Consider the following 17,253-nt stretch of genomic DNA (forward strand, 5'->3'; position numbering starts at 1 on the left):
GGGTTGCCCCGGAGGGGGTCGGGACGGTTGTTCTGGCTTCTGATGGTGTGTGTCGGTTGTTTGAGAACTCAACAGTGTGCTTGATAGTCAATGCCAAATTTTGAACCTTATTGGTTCCTTTGGACTAGATTGGACAGCTAGTTTTGCTAGTTTGTTTGGTCTGGCCAGTATCGATTGGCATCGCGCATCTTTCGGGGTGTTGTGGTGTTTTCTCTCTTTTACGGAGAGTTTGATCCTGGCTCAGGACGAACGCTGGCGGCGTGCTTAACACATGCAAGTCGAACGGTGAAGCCCAGCTTGCTGGGTGGATCAGTGGCGAACGGGTGAGTAACACGTGAGCAACCTGCCCTCCACTTCGGGATAAGCCTTGGAAACGGGGTCTAATACCGGATATGAGCCTGCATCGCATGGTGTGGGTTGGAAAGTTTTTCGGTGGGGGATGGGCTCGCGGCCTATCAGCTTGTTGGTGGGGTGATGGCCTACCAAGGCGTCGACGGGTAGCCGGCCTGAGAGGGCGACCGGCCACACTGGGACTGAGACACGGCCCAGACTCCTACGGGAGGCAGCAGTGGGGAATATTGCACAATGGGCGAAAGCCTGATGCAGCGACGCCGCGTGAGGGATGACGGCCTTCGGGTTGTAAACCTCTTTCAGCAGGGAAGAAGGCTTCGGTTGACGGTACCTGCAGAAGAAGCGCCGGCTAACTACGTGCCAGCAGCCGCGGTAATACGTAGGGCGCAAGCGTTGTCCGGAATTATTGGGCGTAAAGAGCTCGTAGGCGGTTTGTCGCGTCTGGTGTGAAAACCTCAGGCTCAACCTGGGGCGTGCATCGGGTACGGGCAGACTAGAGTGCGGTAGGGGAGACTGGAATTCCTGGTGTAGCGGTGGAATGCGCAGATATCAGGAGGAACACCGATGGCGAAGGCAGGTCTCTGGGCCGCAACTGACGCTGAGGAGCGAAAGCATGGGGAGCGAACAGGATTAGATACCCTGGTAGTCCATGCCGTAAACGTTGGGCACTAGGTGTGGGGCTCATTCCACGAGTTCCGTGCCGCAGCTAACGCATTAAGTGCCCCGCCTGGGGAGTACGGCCGCAAGGCTAAAACTCAAAGGAATTGACGGGGGCCCGCACAAGCGGCGGAGCATGCGGATTAATTCGATGCAACGCGAAGAACCTTACCAAGGCTTGACATGCACCGGACGCTTCCAGAGATGGTTGTTCCGCAAGGTCGGTGCACAGGTGGTGCATGGTTGTCGTCAGCTCGTGTCGTGAGATGTTGGGTTAAGTCCCGCAACGAGCGCAACCCTCGTCCCATGTTGCCAGCGGGTTATGCCGGGGACTCATGGGAGACTGCCGGGGTCAACTCGGAGGAAGGCGGGGATGACGTCAAATCATCATGCCCCTTATGTCTTGGGCTTCACGCATGCTACAATGGCCGGTACAGAGGGCTGCGATACCGTAAGGTGGAGCGAATCCCAAAAAGCCGGTCTCAGTTCGGATTGGGGTCTGCAACTCGACCCCATGAAGTCGGAGTCGCTAGTAATCGCAGATCAGCAACGCTGCGGTGAATACGTTCCCGGGCCTTGTACACACCGCCCGTCAAGTCACGAAAGTTGGTAACACCCGAAGCCCATGGCCCAACCGGTTTTCCGGGGGGAGTGGTCGAAGGTGGGACCGGCGATTGGGACTAAGTCGTAACAAGGTAGCCGTACCGGAAGGTGCGGCTGGATCACCTCCTTTCTAAGGAGCACGTGGCCCTGGTGGTCTCGTCGGCGTGTGCTCGCCCGTTCGGGTGGGTTGCTGGTGGGGCTGGTAGCTGGGGTCCATGCAGGCCGCTCGAGGCACCGTTCGTGTGTCTGGTGGCTGCTCTGGGTGGAACATTGACCGTACGGTCGGCCCTGGTGGTCGAGGCGTCCAGTACAGCTGGTGGGTTCCTTCGGGGGTCTGCTGGTGGGAACGGGTCTCGGTGTCAGGGTTGGCTGGGAGAGCACACTGTTGGGTCCTGAGGCAACCGGCCATGGTCGGGGGTTTCACGACGCGGGTCGTCGGCTGGTGTCATACCGCCTGGTGCTGGGTTCTCTTCCCTGGAGGGGAGGGGGTCTGGTCGCGGGGTTGGTGGCACGGGGGCCGGCGGGTTCGTCCGTTGCTTGAGAACTGCACAGTGGACGCGAGCATCTCAGATGTTCAAGCGGCACCTCTTCTTTGAGGGGGTGCTTGTTTCTTGGATTTCTGTAGCAATTTTGTAGAGTGTGTCGAAGTTTCTTAGGGCACACGGTGGATGCCTTGGCACTAGGAGCCGAAGAAGGACGTGGTAGCCTGCGATAATCCTCGGGGAGCTGGCAAACGAGCTGTGATCCGAGGGTGTCCGAATGGGGGAACCCGGCCCAAGTCATGTTGGGTCACCTGCATCTGAATACATAGGGTGTAGGGGGGAACGCCGGGAAGTGAAACATCTCAGTACCGGCAGGAAGAGATATTCCGTGAGTAGTGGCGAGCGAAAGCGGATGAGGCCAAACCGTGCACGTGTCAAGCTGTCAGGCGTTGCGTGTGCGGGGTTGTGGGACCTTCTTTCAGGATCTGACAGTCCTGGGACCAGTAAGAAAGCCGTGTCATAGTCGAACCGCATTGAAAGGCGGACCGTAGAGGGTGTGAGTCCCGTAGACGAAATGGTGCGGCCTGGTGGAGGGGATCCCAAGTAGCACGGGGCCCGAGAAATCTCGTGTGAATCTGGCAAGACCACTTGCTAAGCCTAAATACTACCTAGTGACCGATAGCGGACCAGTACCGTGAGGGAAAGGTGAAAAGTACCCCGGGAGGGGAGTGAAATAGTACCTGAAACCGTGTGCCTACAATCCGTCGGAGCCTCCCTAGCAGGGGTGACGGCGTGCCTTTTGAAGAATGAGCCTGCGAGTTAGTGCTCGGTGGCGAGGTTAACCCGTGTGGGGAAGCCGTAGCGAAAGCGAGTCCGAATAGGGCGATACAGTCGCCGGGTCTAGACCCGAAGCGAAGTGATCTAGCCATGGGCAGGTTGAAGCGCCGGTAAGACGGCGTGGAGGACCGAACCCACTTAGGTTGAAAACTGAGGGGATGACCTGTGGTTAGGGGTGAAAGGCCAATCAAACTTCGTGATAGCTGGTTCTCCCCGAAATGCATTTAGGTGCAGCGTCACGCGTTCCTTACCGGAGGTAGAGCTACTGGATGGCCGATGGGCCCCACCAGGTTACTGACGTCAACCAAACTCCGAATGCCGGTAAGCCAGAGCGTGGCAGTGAGACTGCGGGGGATAAGCTTCGTAGTCGAGAGGGAAACAGCCCAGACCACCGGCTAAGGCCCCTAAGCGTGTGCTCAGTGGGAAAGGATGTGGAGTTGCACAGACAACCAGGAGGTTGGCTTAGAAGCAGCCACCCTTGAAAGAGTGCGTAATAGCTCACTGGTCAAGTGATTCCGCGCCGACAATGTAGCGGGGCTCAAGTACACCGCCGAAGCCGTGGCACTCACACAATATCCCAGCACATCCTTGAGGTGTGTTCAGGAGTGTGGGTGGGTAGGGGAGCGTCGTGTGGGCAGTGAAGCCGCGGAGTGATCCAGCGGTGGAGACTACACGAGTGAGAATGCAGGCATGAGTAGCGAATGACGGGTGAGAAACCCGTCCGCCGAATGACCAAGGGTTCCAGGGCCAGGCTAATCCGCCCTGGGTAAGTCGGGACCTAAGGCGAGGCCGACAGGCGTAGTCGATGGACAAGGAGTTGATATTCTCCTACCGGCGAAGAACCGCCCATACCGAGCCCGGTGATGCTCAGCACCCCAAGACGTCAACCGTCACCTTCGGGTGACACCTGACGTGGCGGCGTGCGACCCAAACCGGTAGTAGGTAAGCGTATTAACAGGGGTGACGCAGGAAGGTAGCCCGGCGTGGCGATGGTAGTCCACGTCCAAGGCTGTAGCCCGCTCTGTAGGCAAATCCGCAGAGCATCAAGGGTGAGAGCTGACAGAGAACCCGTACGGGGGAACTGGGTGATCCTATGCTGCCAAGAAAAGCCTCGACGCGAGGTTCTAGCCGCCCGTACCCCAAACCGACTCAGGTGGTCAGGTAGAGAATACTAAGGCGATCGAGAGAATCGTGGTTAAGGAACTCGGCAAAATGCCCCCGTAACTTCGGGAGAAGGGGGGCCTGATCCGTGAACCCACTTGCTGGGGGAAGCGGTGAGGGCCGCAGAGACCAGGGAGAAGCGACTGTTTACTAAAAACACAGGTCCGTGCGAAGTCGCAAGACGATGTATACGGACTGACGCCTGCCCGGTGCTGGAAGGTTAAGAGGACGGGTCAGCTTCGGCGAAGCCCAGAATTTAAGCCCCAGTAAACGGCGGTGGTAACTATAACCATCCTAAGGTAGCGAAATTCCTTGTCGGGTAAGTTCCGACCTGCACGAATGGCGTAACGACTTCTCCGCTGTCTCAACCACGAACTCGGCGAAATTGCACTACGAGTAAAGATGCTCGTTACGCGCAGCAGGACGGAAAGACCCCGGGACCTTTACTATAGCTTGGTATTGGTGTTCGGTGCGGTTTGTGTAGGATAGGTGGGAGACTATGAAACCCGCGCGCCAGCGCGAGTGGAGTCGCCGTTGAAATACCACTCTGACCGCATCGACCATCTAACCTCGGTCCGTGATCCGGACCAGGGACAGTGCCTGGTGGGTAGTTTAACTGGGGCGGTTGCCTCCCAAAATGTAACGGAGGCGCTCAAAGGTTCCCTCAGCCTGGTTGGCAATCAGGTGTCGAGTGCAAGTGCACAAGGGAGCTTGACTGTGAGACCGACAGGTCGAGCAGGGACGAAAGTCGGAACTAGTGATCCGGCGGTGGCTTGTGGAAGCGCCGTCGCTCAACGGATAAAAGGTACCCCGGGGATAACAGGCTGATCTTCCCCAAGAGTCCATATCGACGGGATGGTTTGGCACCTCGATGTCGGCTCGTCGCATCCTGGGGCTGGAGTAGGTCCCAAGGGTTGGGCTGTTCGCCCATTAAAGCGGCACGCGAGCTGGGTTTAGAACGTCGTGAGACAGTTCGGTCCCTATCCGCTGCGCGCGCAGGAAACTTGAGAAGGGCTGTCCCTAGTACGAGAGGACCGGGACGGACGAACCTCTGGTATGCCAGTTGTTCCGCCAGGAGCACCGCTGGTTCGCTACGTTCGGAAGGGATAACCGCTGAAAGCATCTAAGCGGGAAGCCTGCTTCAAGATGAGGTTTCCATCCCCCTCGAGGGGTGAAGGCACCCAGCTAGACCACTGGGTAGATAGGCCGGAAGTGGAAGACAGGACCAAAGACTGTCGCAGCTGACCGGTACTAATCAGCCAACAACTTCACACACCACAAAACATGCTACGCGTCCACTGTGCGGTTCCCGAGAAACGGGCACCACCCCCCCCAGGCCGGCCAGGCCGTCAACACACCCGTTGACACCAGCCACCAGCCACCACAACAAGGGGGGAAACCCGAACAACTCGACAACGTTACGGCGGTCACAGCGAAGGGGAAACGCCCGGTCCCATACCGAACCCGGAAGCTTAGCCCTTCAGCGCCGATGGTACTGCCCTGGAGACGGGGTGGGAGAGTAGGACGCCGCCGGACACCATTCACAACAAGGCCCCCCAACCACCGGTTGGGGGGCCTTGCTGCATTCCGGGCACGACGTGGCCAGGTCGAAGGCCATGGGCTCGTTGGGGCAGCCGAGCCGCCCGCCGGGCCCCTCGCCGGCCGTTCCGACCCGCTGACGACAGAACTTCCGGGGTCGCCGTCCGCACCACGGTGGCGGGTTCTGCCGCCCAGGTGGGCGCCCTTAGACTGGCACCATGTCCACCATCTCCCGTGACGAGGTCGCGCGCGTCGCTGCGCTGGCTCGGATCGACCTGCGCCCTGACGAGCTGGACCGGCTCGCCGGTGAGCTCGACGTCATCGTCGAGTCCATCGCCCAGGTGAGCGCGGTCGCGACGCCGGACGTCCCTGCGACGAGCCACCCCCTGCCGATGTCCAACGTGTTCCGCGACGACGTTCCTCAGAAGCCTCTGACGGTCGAGCAGGCGTTGTCGGGTGCCCCCGACGCGCACGACGGACGGTTCACCGTGCCGCAGATCCTCGGGGAGGAGTGAGATGACGGACCTGATCAGGCTGTCCGCCGCCGCGCTGGCGGAGAAGCTGCGTGCGGGAGAGGTCTCGAGCGTCGAGGTCACTCAGGCGTACCTCGACCGCATCGCCGCCGTCGACGGTGCTGTGCACGCCTACCTCCACGTGAGCGCGGACGAGGCGCTGGCCACGGCACGGGACGTCGACGAACGACGCACGGCCGGTGAGGAGCTGCACCCGTTGGCCGGCGTGCCGATCGCCGTCAAGGACGTCGTGGTCACCGAGGGCATCCCCTCGACGGCCGGGTCGAAGATCCTCGAGGGGTGGATCCCGCCCTACGACGCGACCCTGGTGGAGCGGATCAAGGCTGCGGGCCTGCCGATCCTCGGCAAGACCAACATGGACGAGTTCGCGATGGGGTCCTCCACCGAGCACTCCGCGTACGGCAACACCCACAACCCGTGGGACCTCGAGCGCATCCCGGGTGGCTCGGGCGGCGGCTCGGCGGCAGCGCTCGCGTCCTTCACGGCGCCGCTGGCGATCGGTACCGACACGGGTGGTTCGATCCGGCAGCCCGGCGCCGTGACCGGCACGGTCGGCGTCAAGCCCACGTACGGCAGCGTCTCGCGCTACGGGCTCATCGCGCTCGCCTCCAGTCTGGACCAGGCGGGCCCGGTGACCCGCACGGTGCTGGACTCCGCGCTCCTGCACGAGCTCATCGGCGGTCACGACCCGCGCGACTCCACCTCGATCCCCGAGCCGCTCCCGCCGCTGGTCGACGCGGCACGCGCCGGCGCCCAGGGTGATCTGTCCGGGGTGCGCGTGGGTGTCGTGACCCAGCTCCAGGGCGAGGGCTACCAGGCCGGTGTCCAGGCACGGTTCGACGAGTCGCTCGACCTGCTGAGGGCCGCCGGCGCGGAGGTCGTCGAGGTGTCGTGCCCGCACTTCGAGTACGCGCTGGCCGCCTACTACCTGATCCTCCCGGCCGAGGCGTCGAGCAACCTGGCGAAGTTCGACGGCATGCGGTTCGGTCTGCGCGTCGAGCCCTCCGAGGGGCCGCTGACCGCCGAGCGCGTCATGGCCGCCACGCGTGGGGCCGGCTTCGGTGACGAGGTCAAGCGACGCATCATCCTGGGCACCTATGCGCTGTCCGCGGGCTACTACGACGCGTACTACGGCAGCGCCCAGAAGGTCCGCACGCTGATCCAGCAGGATTTCGCGGCCGCGTTCGACCAGGTCGACGTCCTGGTCTCCCCGACGGCACCGACCACGGCCTTCAAGCTCGGCGAGAAGCTCGACGACCCGCTGTCGATGTACCTGAACGACGTCGCCACGATCCCGGCGAACCTCGCCGGCGTCCCGGGCATGTCGATCCCGAACGGCCTGTCCGACGACGGACTGCCCGTCGGGTTCCAGATCCTCGCGCCCGCGAAGGCCGACGACCGCCTGTACCGGGTGGGCGCCGCCCTGGAGGCAGCGCTCGAGAACGCCTGGGGCGGCCCCCTGCTCGACCGCGCGCCCGAGCTCGGCTGACGGACCCACGAAGGAGATGACTGTGACCCAGCTGGTCGACTACGCCGACGCGGTCCGACGCTACGACCCGGTGCTCGGCATCGAGGTGCACGTCGAGCTCGGCACCCGCACGAAGATGTTCTGCGCGGCGGAGGCCTCGTTCGGCGCGGAGCCCAACACCCAGACGACGCCGGTGAGCCTCGGGCTGCCGGGTGCGCTGCCGGTCGTCAACGGCAAGGCCGTGGAGTACGCCATCCGGATCGGTCTGGCGCTCAACTGCCAGATCGCCGAGTCGTGCCGGTTCGCGCGGAAGAACTACTTCTACCCCGACGTGCCGAAGAACTTCCAGACGTCCCAGTACGACGAGCCGATCGCCTTCGACGGCTGGCTCGACGTCGAGCTCGAGGACGGCACCGTGCACCGGGTCGAGATCGAGCGGGCGCACATGGAGGAGGACGCCGGCAAGAACACCCACGTGGGTGGTTCGGCCGGACGCATCCACGGTGCGGAGTACTCGCTGGTGGACTACAACCGTGCCGGGATCCCGCTGGTGGAGATCGTGACGCGACCGATCACCGGTGCGGGGGAGCGGGCGCCGGAGGTGGCGCGCGCCTACGTGCAGGCCCTGCGGGACATCTTCCGCGTGCTGGACGTGTCCGAGGCCCGGATGGAGCGCGGCAACGTCCGCGCCGACGTCAACCTCTCGCTGCGCGCGACCCCGGACTCCCCGCTCGGTACCCGCACGGAGACCAAGAACGTGAACTCGTTCCGCTCGGTCGAGCGGGCCGTGCGGTACGAGGTCTCGCGGCAGGCCGCGATCCTCGACGCCGGCCGGACGGTCGTCCAGGAGACCCGCCACTTCCACGAGGAGGACGGCAGCACCTCGGCCGGCCGCGTGAAGTCCGACGCGGAGGACTACCGCTACTTCCCCGAGCCGGACCTGGTGCCGGTCGAGCCGTCCAGGGAGTGGGTCGAGGAGATCCGCGCCACGCTCCCCGAGCTGCCGCAGGCCCGCCGTCGCAGGCTCCACGACGAGTGGGGCTACGCCGACGCCGAGATGCGCGACGTCGTCAACGCCGGTGCGCTGGACCTCATCGAGGCCACCGTGGCGGCGGGCTCCAGCCCGGCCGCGGCCCGCAAGTGGTGGATGGGCGAGCTGGCTCGCCGCGCCAAGCAGGACGAGGTCGAGCTGGCCGCGCTGGCCATCACCCCTGCCCAGATCGGCGAGCTCCAGGGCCTGGTCGACTCCGGACGCATCAACGACAAGATCGCGCGTCAGGTGCTCGACGGCGTGCTCGCCGGCGAGGGCGACCCGGAGGCCGTCGTCGTGGCGCGGGGCCTGGAGGTCGTCTCCGACGACGGCGCGCTGCTCGAGGCGATCGACGCCGCGCTCGCCGCGCAGCCCGACGTCGTCGAGAAGGTCCGGTCCGGCAACCAGGGACCCGTCGGCGCGATCATCGGCGCGGTCATGAAGGCCACCAAGGGGCAGGCCGATGCCAAGCGGGTCCGTGAGCTCGTGCTGGAGAGGATCGGCTGATGAGGTCGCCGGTCCTGACCGGGGAGATGATGCGGCTGCGCGCCATCGAGGCACGGGACGCGGCCAGGATCTGGGAGTCCCGGCGGGACCCGGAAGGCATGCGCCTGACGGGGACGACGACGTCGTTCACCCGTGCTCAGGTCGACGACTGGGCGGCCACGATCGCCGATCGTGAGGGCCGGTACGACTGGGCCATCACGCCGTCCGCGGTCCGCGACGGTGCGCTCGTCAGCGACGAGCTGATCGGCGAGATCGTCCTCGACGACATGGACCTCGTGGCACGGTCGGCCACGCTGCGCCTGCAGATGCTGCCCGACTACCGGGGGCGCGGGTACGGCCAGGAGGCCATCGTGGAGGTCCTGCGGTTCGCCTTCGACGTCCCCCGCGCCGACGGCGGACTGCGGCTGCACCGCGTCAGCCTCGACGTGCTGAGCATCAACCCGCGGGCCAAGGCGCTGTACGCCTCGCTCGGCTTCGTCGAGGAGGGGCGCCTGCGGGACGCCTACCGGGACGGGGACGACTGGGCGGACGCGATCGTCATGAGCATCCTCGAGGACGAGTTCCGGTCCACGGCGTCCTGACCGCGATCAGCGGTCACCGCCCGGCACGAGCGCGCTGGAAGTCGTCCAACGAGACCTGGCGCTCGTGCCGGTGGTCCACGAGAGGTGCGGGGTACCCGGCGGGCGGCGTGTCGAGCTTCCACGGCTCGTGCACCCGCCCGCCCTCGATGTCCCGCAGCTCGGGGACCCACCGGCGCACGTAGCGGCCGTCCGGGTCGAACTTCGCCCCCTGCGTGACCGGGTTGAAGATCCGGAAGTAGGGGGCGGCGTCGTGCCCGGTACCCGCCACCCACTGCCAGTTGAGCTGGTTCTGGGAGACGTCGCCGTCGACGAGGTGCGCCATGAAGTGCTCGGCGCCCCGCTGCCACCGGACGTGCAGGTCCTTGACGAGGAACGACGCCACCACCATGCGCACCCGGTTGTGCATCCACCCCGTGGCCAGCAGCTGGCGCATCCCGGCGTCCACGAACGGGTAGCCGGTGCGGCCACGGGCCCACGCGTCGAACCACGCCTCGGCCTGTGGGCCGACGGTCCAGGCGTCCGGCGGGACGACGGTGCGCAGGGACCGGGTCCGCGCGCCCGGGGAGTGGTGGAGCACGTCGGCGTGGAACTCCCGCCAGGCGAGCTCCGAGCGGAACGACGCGACGTCGTCGGCCGGGACACCTTCGCCGACCGCCACGGCGAGGTCCGCGAGCATCGTGCGGGGGTGGATCTCCCCCCAGCGCAGGTGCACCGACATGGCCGAGGTGCCGTCGACGTCGGGGCGGTCGCGACGCTGGTCGTAGCCGGCGAGACCGTCGGCGAGGAACTCGTGCCAGCGCCGTCGTGCGGCGTGCTCGCCGGCGGTCGGCAGCGTCGCGTCCGTGGGGGGAGGGTCCGGGAGCTCCTCGCCAGGCAGCGACGCCCACCCGATCGATCGCGGGCGGGGTGCCGGTGCCCGCCACCCGTGCTCGAGCCACGCGGACCGGAACGGGGTGAAGACCTGGTAGGGCGACCCGGCCCGGGTGCGCAGCCGACCCGGGGAGACCGCGTACGCCGACCCGGTCGCCACGAGCGGGACGTCGAGCGCGGCCAGAGCGGACCTGACGCGCTCGTCCCGACGCCGGCCGTACGGTTCGTGGCTGGCCGCGACGTGCACCTCGCGCGCCCCGGCCTCCCGGAGGACCCCGGGGAGGACGTCGGCGGCATCGCCGCGCCGGACGGCGAGCGCGCCACCCATGGCCTCGTCCAGCGCCGCGAGCGACGCACGCAGGTAGGCCAGCCGGTTGGTGCCCGCCCGCGACCACAGCACGTCGTCGAGCACGTAGAGTCCCACGACCTCGTGCCCGTCGGCGCGGGCCGCCTCCACGGCCGCCACCAGGGCAGGGTTGTCGGCAAGTCTCAGGTCGCGGCGGAACCACATCACGGTCGTCGGCACCCGGCCACCGTAGGGGCGCGTGCCCGACGGCGCCCGACGGGGCCCGGCGGCCGTGACCCGGCCGCGCGCCGGGGCACGGTCGTCCGGTCGCAAGGACGGCGCACCGGTGTCAAAGTTTGGGACATGACCGAGCAGGCAGCGGTACCGGAGCCCCGCCCGCAGCACGACGGCGACCGCGCGTTCTTCGGCCATCCCCGCGGACTCATGACGCTGGCGACCACGGAGATGTGGGAGCGGTTCAGCTACTACGGCATGCGTGCCATCCTCCTGTACTACCTCGTCGACACGACCGCCAACGGCGGACTGGCGATGGACGAGACGACGGGCGAGGCGTTCGTCGCCATCTACGGCACCTCGGTCTACCTGCTGTCCATCGTCGGCGGATGGTTCGCCGACCGCGTCGCGGGCGCCCGACGCTCCGTGCTCTACGGCGGCATCATCATCGCCGCGGGGCACCTGGCGCTCACCGTGCCGACCTACGCGGCCTCGATGATCGGCATCGCCCTGGTGGCGTTCGGCACCGGGCTGCTCAAGCCCAACGTGTCCTCCATGGTGGGCGAGCTGTACGCCCGCGACGACCCGCGGCGCGACCCCGCGTTCTCGATCTTCTACATGGGGATCAACCTCGGGTCGTTCTTCTCGCCGATCGTCGTGGGGGCGGTGTCCGAGGCGTGGGGCTACCACGCCGGCTTCTCGGTTGCGGCCGTCGGCATGGCGATCGCACTGGTGTTCTTCGTCGGCGGCTACCGCTACCTGGGCAAGGCGGGCACGGACGTCCCGAACCCGATCACCCCGCAGGACCGGCCGGCGGTGATCCGTCTCGGCTTGATGGTGGCGGGCGCGATCGTCGTCGCGACCCTCCTGGCGGTGCTGCTCTCGGGCGAGTGGGGCGTGACGACCTTCATCGACGCCACCTCCTACCTCGCCCTGGTGACACCGGTGGTGCTGCTGACCGTGATGTACCGGTCGCCCCGGGTCACCGATGCCGAACGGCCACGCATCCTCGCCTACATCCCCCTGTTCGTCGCGGCGATGCTCTTCTGGATGATCTTCGAGCAGGCCGCCACGACCCTGGCGACGTTCGCCAAGAACCGCACCGACCTCGAGCTCTTCGGCGTCGACCTGCAGCCGGCGTTCTTCCAGTCGATCAACCCGCTGACCATCATCATCCTGGCTCCGGTGTTCGCCTGGATCTGGACGAAGACCCACGACCGGCCGCCGACGGCGTACAAGTTCGTCATGGGGCTGGCGCTCGCAGCGCTGTCCTTCATCTTCCTCGCCGCGGCCTCCGCGTTCGTCGGTGACTCGTTGGCCTCTCCGTGGGTGCTCATCACCGTGTACGTCGTCCAGACGCTCGGCGAGCTGTGCCTGTCGCCCGTCGGCATCGCGGCGACCACCCTGCTGGCTCCGCGGGCCTTCCGTGGGCAGGCGATGGCGCTGTGGTTCCTCGCCTCGGCGGCAGGGCAGGCGATCACGGCCCAGACGATCCAGGCGACCGAGGGCGCGTCCGACACGGCCTACTTCGGTTGGATCGGTGTCGTCACGCTCGTGTTCGCCGGTCTGCTCCTGCTGCTGGCCCCGTGGGTGACCCGGCACATCCGTCACGCGGACGAGATGGAAGGGACCCGGACCGCCGGCGAGTGAGACGACGGGCCGTCTCGCCACGCTCCGACAGGGCAGGGCGGCCGTCGACGTCGCGCACGAGCAGCCGTCGCCGGCGATCGGCGTCCGCTGTGCAGACTCCTGGTCCGCCCTGGTGCGGGCGAGGTCTATCGTGTGCGCATGAGTCGCCCGCTCCGTTCCCGAACGTCCACCCACGGCCGCAACATGTCCGGCGCCCGAGCCCTCTGGCGCGCGACCGGCATGGGCTCGGAGGACTTCGGCAAGCCGATCATCGCCATCGCGAACTCCTACACCCAGTTCGTCCCGGGGCACGTCCACCTCAAGGACATGGGCGACCTGGTCGCGTCCGCGATCAAGGAGGCGGGTGGCGTCTCGAAGGAGTTCAACACCATCGCCGTCGACGACGGCATCGCGATGGGCCACGCCGGGATGCTCTACTCGCTGCCCAGCCGCGACCTCATCGCCGACTCCGTGGAGTACATGGTCAACGCGCACTGCGCCGACGCCCTGGTGTGCATCTCCAACTGCGACAAGATCACGCCCGGCATGCTCAACGCCGCGCTGCGCCTGAACATCCCCGTCATCTTCGTCTCGGGCGGGCCGATGGAGGCCGGCAAGGCGATCGTCGCCGACGGCGTCGCGAAGACCAGCCTGAACCTCATCAACGCGATCAACTACGCGGCCGACGACAACGTCTCGGACGCGGCGCTCGCGCAGGTGGAGGAGAACGCGTGCCCCACGTGCGGCTCGTGCTCCGGGATGTTCACCGCGAACTCGATGAACTGCCTCACCGAGGCCCTCGGGCTCTCCCTGCCCGGCAACGGATCGACGCTGGCCACCCACGCCGCACGCAAGGAGCTCTTCCTCGAGGCCGGCCGCACCATCGTCGACCTCGCACGCCGCTACTACGAGGACGAGGACGACTCGGCCGCCCCGCGCAACATCGCGACGAAGGCCGCCTTCGGCAACGCCATGGCGCTCGACGTCGCGATGGGCGGCTCGACCAACACCGTGCTGCACGTCCTGGCCGCCGCGCAGGAGGGTGAGATCGACTTCGACCTCACCGACATCGAGCGCATCAGCCGCCAGGTGCCGTGCCTGTCGAAGGTCGCGCCCAACCACCCGGACTTCCACATGGAGGACGTCCACCGCGCGGGCGGCATCCCCGCCCTCCTCGGTGAGCTCGACCGGGCCGGGCTGCTCGACCACGACGTCACCTCGGTGCACACGCCCACCCTGCGCGCGTGGCTCGACGACTGGGACGTCCGGGGCGGCAGGGCGACCGACCGCGCGGTCGAGCTGTTCCACGCGGCGCCCGGTGGCGTGCGCACCACGCAGGCGTTCTCGACGTCGAACCGCTGGGAGTCGCTCGACACCGACGCCGCCGAGGGCTGCATCCGCGACCTGGAGCACGCCTACACGGTCGAGGGCGGCCTGGCGGTGCTGCGCGGCAACCTCGCCGAGGACGGCGCCGTGTTCAAGACCGCCGGCGTCGACCCCGACGTCTTCCACTTCGTGGGCAGGGCCCTCGTCTGCGAGTCGCAGGACGAGGCCGTCGAGAAGATCCTCACCAAGCAGGTCGAGCCCGGCCACGTCGTGGTCGTGCGCTACGAGGGTCCGGCGGGCGGCCCGGGCATGCAGGAGATGCTCTACCCGACGTCGTTCATCAAGGGCCGCGGCCTGGGCAAGGTCTGCGCGCTCATCACGGACGGCCGGTTCTCCGGCGGGTCCAGCGGCATCTCGATCGGCCACATCTCGCCGGAGGCCGCCGCGGGCGGCACGATCGGGCTCATCGAGGACGGCGACGAGATCGAGATCGACGTCGACACCCGCCTTCTTCGCGTCAACGTGAGCGACGAGGTGCTCGCCGAGCGTCGCGCCAAGATGGAGGCCCGGGAGAACCCGTGGCAGCCGGTCGACCGGGACCGCTACGTCTCCCCGGCGCTGCAGGCGTACGCCGCGATGGCGACGTCCGCGGACCGCGGAGCCGTCCGCGACGTGTCGCTCATCGCTCGCCGCTGAGGGAGCCGGGGCGGCGCGTGGCCGGTCCACCAGGCCGGACGCCGTCGTCGGACCTAGCCTGGGGCACATGACTTCCGACGCCGCCGCACCAGGAACGACACCGGACCTCAAGCCGCGCTCCCGTCAGGTCACCGACGGGTTGGAGGCGACGGCCGCACGCGGGATGCTGCGCGCCGTCGGCCTCGGCGACGAGGACTTCGCGAAGCCGCAGATCGGTGTCGCGAGCTCGTGGAACGAGATCACCCCCTGCAACCTCTCGTTGGACCGGTTGGCCGCGGGCGTGAAGAACGGGGTGCACGCCGGCGGCGGGTACCCGCTGCAGTTCGGCACCATCTCCGTCTCGGACGGCATCTCGATGGGCCACGAGGGGATGCACTTCTCGCTCGTGAGCCGGGACGTCATCGCCGACTCGGTGGAGACGGTGATGCAGGCGGAGCGCCTGGACGGCTCGGTGCTGCTCGCCGGCTGCGACAAGTCCCTGCCCGGGATGCTGATGGCCGCCGCCCGGCTCGACCTGGCGAGCGTGTTCCTCTACGCCGGGTCGATCATGCCGGGCTGGGTGAAGCTGTCGGACGGCACGGAGAAGGACGTCACCCTCATCGACGCCTTCGAGGCGGTGGGCGCCTGCTCCCGCGGGCTGATGAGCCGTGAGGACGTCGACCGCATCGAACGCGCGATCTGTCCCGGCGAGGGTGCCTGCGGCGGGATGTACACCGCGAACACCATGGCGTCGGTCGCCGAGGCGATGGGGATGTCCCTGCCCGGGTCGGCGGCGCCGCCGTCGGCGGACCGTCGGCGCGACATGTTCGCCGTCCGCTCCGGGGAGGCCGTGGTCGAGCTGCTGCGCCGCGGCATCACCGCGCGGGACATCATGACGAAGGAGGCGTTCGAGAACGCGATCGCCGTCGTCATGGCGTTCGGCGGGTCCACCAACGCGGTACTGCACCTGCTCGCCATCGCCCACGAGGCGGAGGTCGAGCTCACGCTCGACGACTTCTCCCGCGTCGCCGACCGGGTCCCGCACCTCGGCGACCTCAAGCCGTTCGGCCGCTACGTCATGTACGACGTCGACCGCATCGGCGGGGTGCCCGTGGTGATGAAGGCGCTGCTCGACGCCGGCCTGCTTCACGGCGACGCGCTGACCGTCACGGGCCGCACCGTCGCCGAGAACCTCGCCGACATCGCCCCGCCCGACCCGGACGGCAAGATCCTGCGCGCGCTCGACCGCCCCATCCACCCCACGGGCGGCATCACGATCCTGCACGGGTCGCTCGCCCCCGAGGGCGCCGTCGTGAAGTCCGCGGGGTTCGACACCGACGTCTTCGAGGGCACCGCGCGGGTGTTCGAGCGCGAGCGCGCGGCCCTGGACGCGCTGGAGGACGGCACCATCACCGACGGCGACGTCGTCGTCATCCGCTACGAGGGCCCCAAGGGGGGCCCGGGCATGCGCGAGATGCTCGCGATCACCGGCGCGATCAAGGGCGCCGGGCTCGGCAAGACCGTCCTGCTGCTCACCGACGGGCGGTTCTCCGGCGGCACGACCGGCCTGTGCGTCGGGCACGTCGCGCCCGAGGCGGTCGACGGCGGACCCGTCGCGTACGTGCGCGACGGTGACCGCATCCGCCTCGACGTCGCGAACAAGACGCTCGACCTGCTCGTGGACGACGACGAGCTCGCCGCCCGCCGCGAGGGCTGGGCGCCCTTGCCGCCCCGGTACACCCGCGGGGTGCTCGCGAAGTACGCCAAGCTCGTGCAGTCGGCCTCGCGGGGCGCCGTCCTGGAATGAGACGGACCGGGCCGGTCGGTACCGTGCCTGTGAGAAGTCGGCACGGCAAGGACCGACGTGGTGCCCGCGCCGACGGCGTGAGCGTCGCGGGCGCCGTCGGGGAGCGAGCCGGGCCTGGGCACGGCATCGTGGACGGTGACGACGTGGGGTGCCGAGCGGAGGAGACCAGATGACCGACGACCGGATCACGGCCGAGCAGTTCCGCCAGAGCGACGGCGTCGCGGACTGGCACGTGGTGGACGAGGCGGCCCGCACCGTGTTCGGCACGGGATCGTTCGCGACGGGGGTGCAGCTCGTGGACGCGATCGGCGAGCTCGCCGACGCCGCGGACCACCACCCCGACGTGGACCTGCGCTACGGCACGGTGACGGTGCGGATCACCTCGCACGACGTCGGAGGGTTGAGCGCGCGGGACGCGACCTTGGCCGCGCAGATCAGCGACGCGGCACGGGAGCTCGACATCCCGGCGGACCCCGCGGACGAGGACTCCTGAGACGCCGGCTTCCCCGGCGCCCGCCGGTGAGGCGAGACCGCGTCCCAGCATCTGGGACGATCGAACCGTGGCGTGACATCCACGCGGCGGCGGCGTAACGTGCATCACGTGCAGACGATCCTTCTCGTAGTACTTCCTGAGCGCGCCGGCTGAGGCCACGCCCGGGCTTCGTCAGCGCGCTCAC

The 17,253-nt window shown here is 67.3% G+C and carries 9 protein-coding genes and 3 rRNA genes; 11 read left to right on the forward strand and 1 reads right to left on the reverse strand.

Features of this window, described 5'->3' with window-relative positions; translation table 11 throughout:
- The first annotated feature begins 217 nt into the window (after positions 1-217).
- From ACNHYB_RS00005 to ACNHYB_RS00035, 7 genes are all read left to right on the forward strand, one after another.
- A 16S ribosomal RNA gene (locus ACNHYB_RS00005) occupies positions 218-1,741 on the forward strand.
- Between the two features lie 510 nt (positions 1,742-2,251).
- Positions 2,252-5,366 (forward strand): 23S ribosomal RNA (locus ACNHYB_RS00010).
- Between the two features lie 144 nt (positions 5,367-5,510).
- Positions 5,511-5,627: ribosomal RNA gene (rrf, locus tag ACNHYB_RS00015) — 5S ribosomal RNA — on the forward strand.
- Together the 16S, 23S and 5S rRNA genes form the textbook arrangement of a ribosomal RNA operon.
- A gap of 221 nt (positions 5,628-5,848) precedes the next feature.
- Positions 5,849-6,145, forward strand: coding sequence for an Asp-tRNA(Asn)/Glu-tRNA(Gln) amidotransferase subunit GatC (gatC, locus tag ACNHYB_RS00020; RefSeq protein WP_418276348.1), 297 nt, complete (start codon positions 5,849-5,851; stop codon positions 6,143-6,145).
- Between the two features lies 1 nt (position 6,146).
- On the forward strand, positions 6,147-7,652 hold the full coding sequence (gatA, locus tag ACNHYB_RS00025; RefSeq protein ID WP_418276349.1) for an Asp-tRNA(Asn)/Glu-tRNA(Gln) amidotransferase subunit GatA: 1,506 nt from the start codon (positions 6,147-6,149) through the stop codon (positions 7,650-7,652).
- A gap of 16 nt (positions 7,653-7,668) precedes the next feature.
- The gene (gene gatB, locus ACNHYB_RS00030; RefSeq protein ID WP_418276350.1) at positions 7,669-9,168 is read left to right on the forward strand and encodes an Asp-tRNA(Asn)/Glu-tRNA(Gln) amidotransferase subunit GatB; all 1,500 of its coding nucleotides are present in this window, start codon (positions 7,669-7,671) and stop codon (positions 9,166-9,168) included.
- Positions 9,168-9,749, forward strand: coding sequence for a GNAT family N-acetyltransferase (locus tag ACNHYB_RS00035; RefSeq protein ID WP_418276351.1), 582 nt, complete (start codon positions 9,168-9,170; stop codon positions 9,747-9,749). Before gatB ends, ACNHYB_RS00035 begins: the two co-directional genes overlap by 1 nt.
- Positions 9,750-9,762: 13 nt before the next feature.
- On the opposite strand, the gene ACNHYB_RS00040 is transcribed toward ACNHYB_RS00035, so the two are convergent.
- Positions 9,763-11,130, reverse strand: a complete 1,368-nt coding sequence (locus ACNHYB_RS00040) for a cryptochrome/photolyase family protein (protein ID WP_418277952.1) — start codon at positions 11,128-11,130, stop codon at positions 9,763-9,765.
- A gap of 138 nt (positions 11,131-11,268) precedes the next feature.
- Here ACNHYB_RS00040 and ACNHYB_RS00045 point away from each other — a divergent pair, with 138 nt between their 5' ends.
- From ACNHYB_RS00045 to ACNHYB_RS00060, 4 genes are all read left to right on the forward strand, one after another.
- Positions 11,269-12,789, forward strand: coding sequence for a peptide MFS transporter (locus ACNHYB_RS00045; protein ID WP_418276352.1), 1,521 nt, complete (start codon positions 11,269-11,271; stop codon positions 12,787-12,789).
- A gap of 138 nt (positions 12,790-12,927) precedes the next feature.
- On the forward strand, positions 12,928-14,790 hold the full coding sequence (gene ilvD / locus ACNHYB_RS00050; protein ID WP_418276353.1) for a dihydroxy-acid dehydratase: 1,863 nt from the start codon (positions 12,928-12,930) through the stop codon (positions 14,788-14,790).
- Positions 14,791-14,857: 67 nt separating this feature from the next.
- Positions 14,858-16,576, forward strand: coding sequence for a dihydroxy-acid dehydratase (gene ilvD, locus ACNHYB_RS00055; protein WP_418276354.1), 1,719 nt, complete (start codon positions 14,858-14,860; stop codon positions 16,574-16,576).
- Between the two features lie 169 nt (positions 16,577-16,745).
- Complete coding sequence (locus ACNHYB_RS00060) at positions 16,746-17,069, forward strand: 4a-hydroxytetrahydrobiopterin dehydratase (RefSeq protein ID WP_418276355.1); 324 nt, start codon at positions 16,746-16,748, stop codon at positions 17,067-17,069.
- Positions 17,070-17,253: the final 184 nt, after the last annotated feature.

The organism is Isoptericola jiangsuensis (genome assembly GCF_048320105.1).
Classification (GTDB): Bacteria; Actinomycetota; Actinomycetes; order Actinomycetales; family Cellulomonadaceae; genus Isoptericola; species Isoptericola jiangsuensis_A.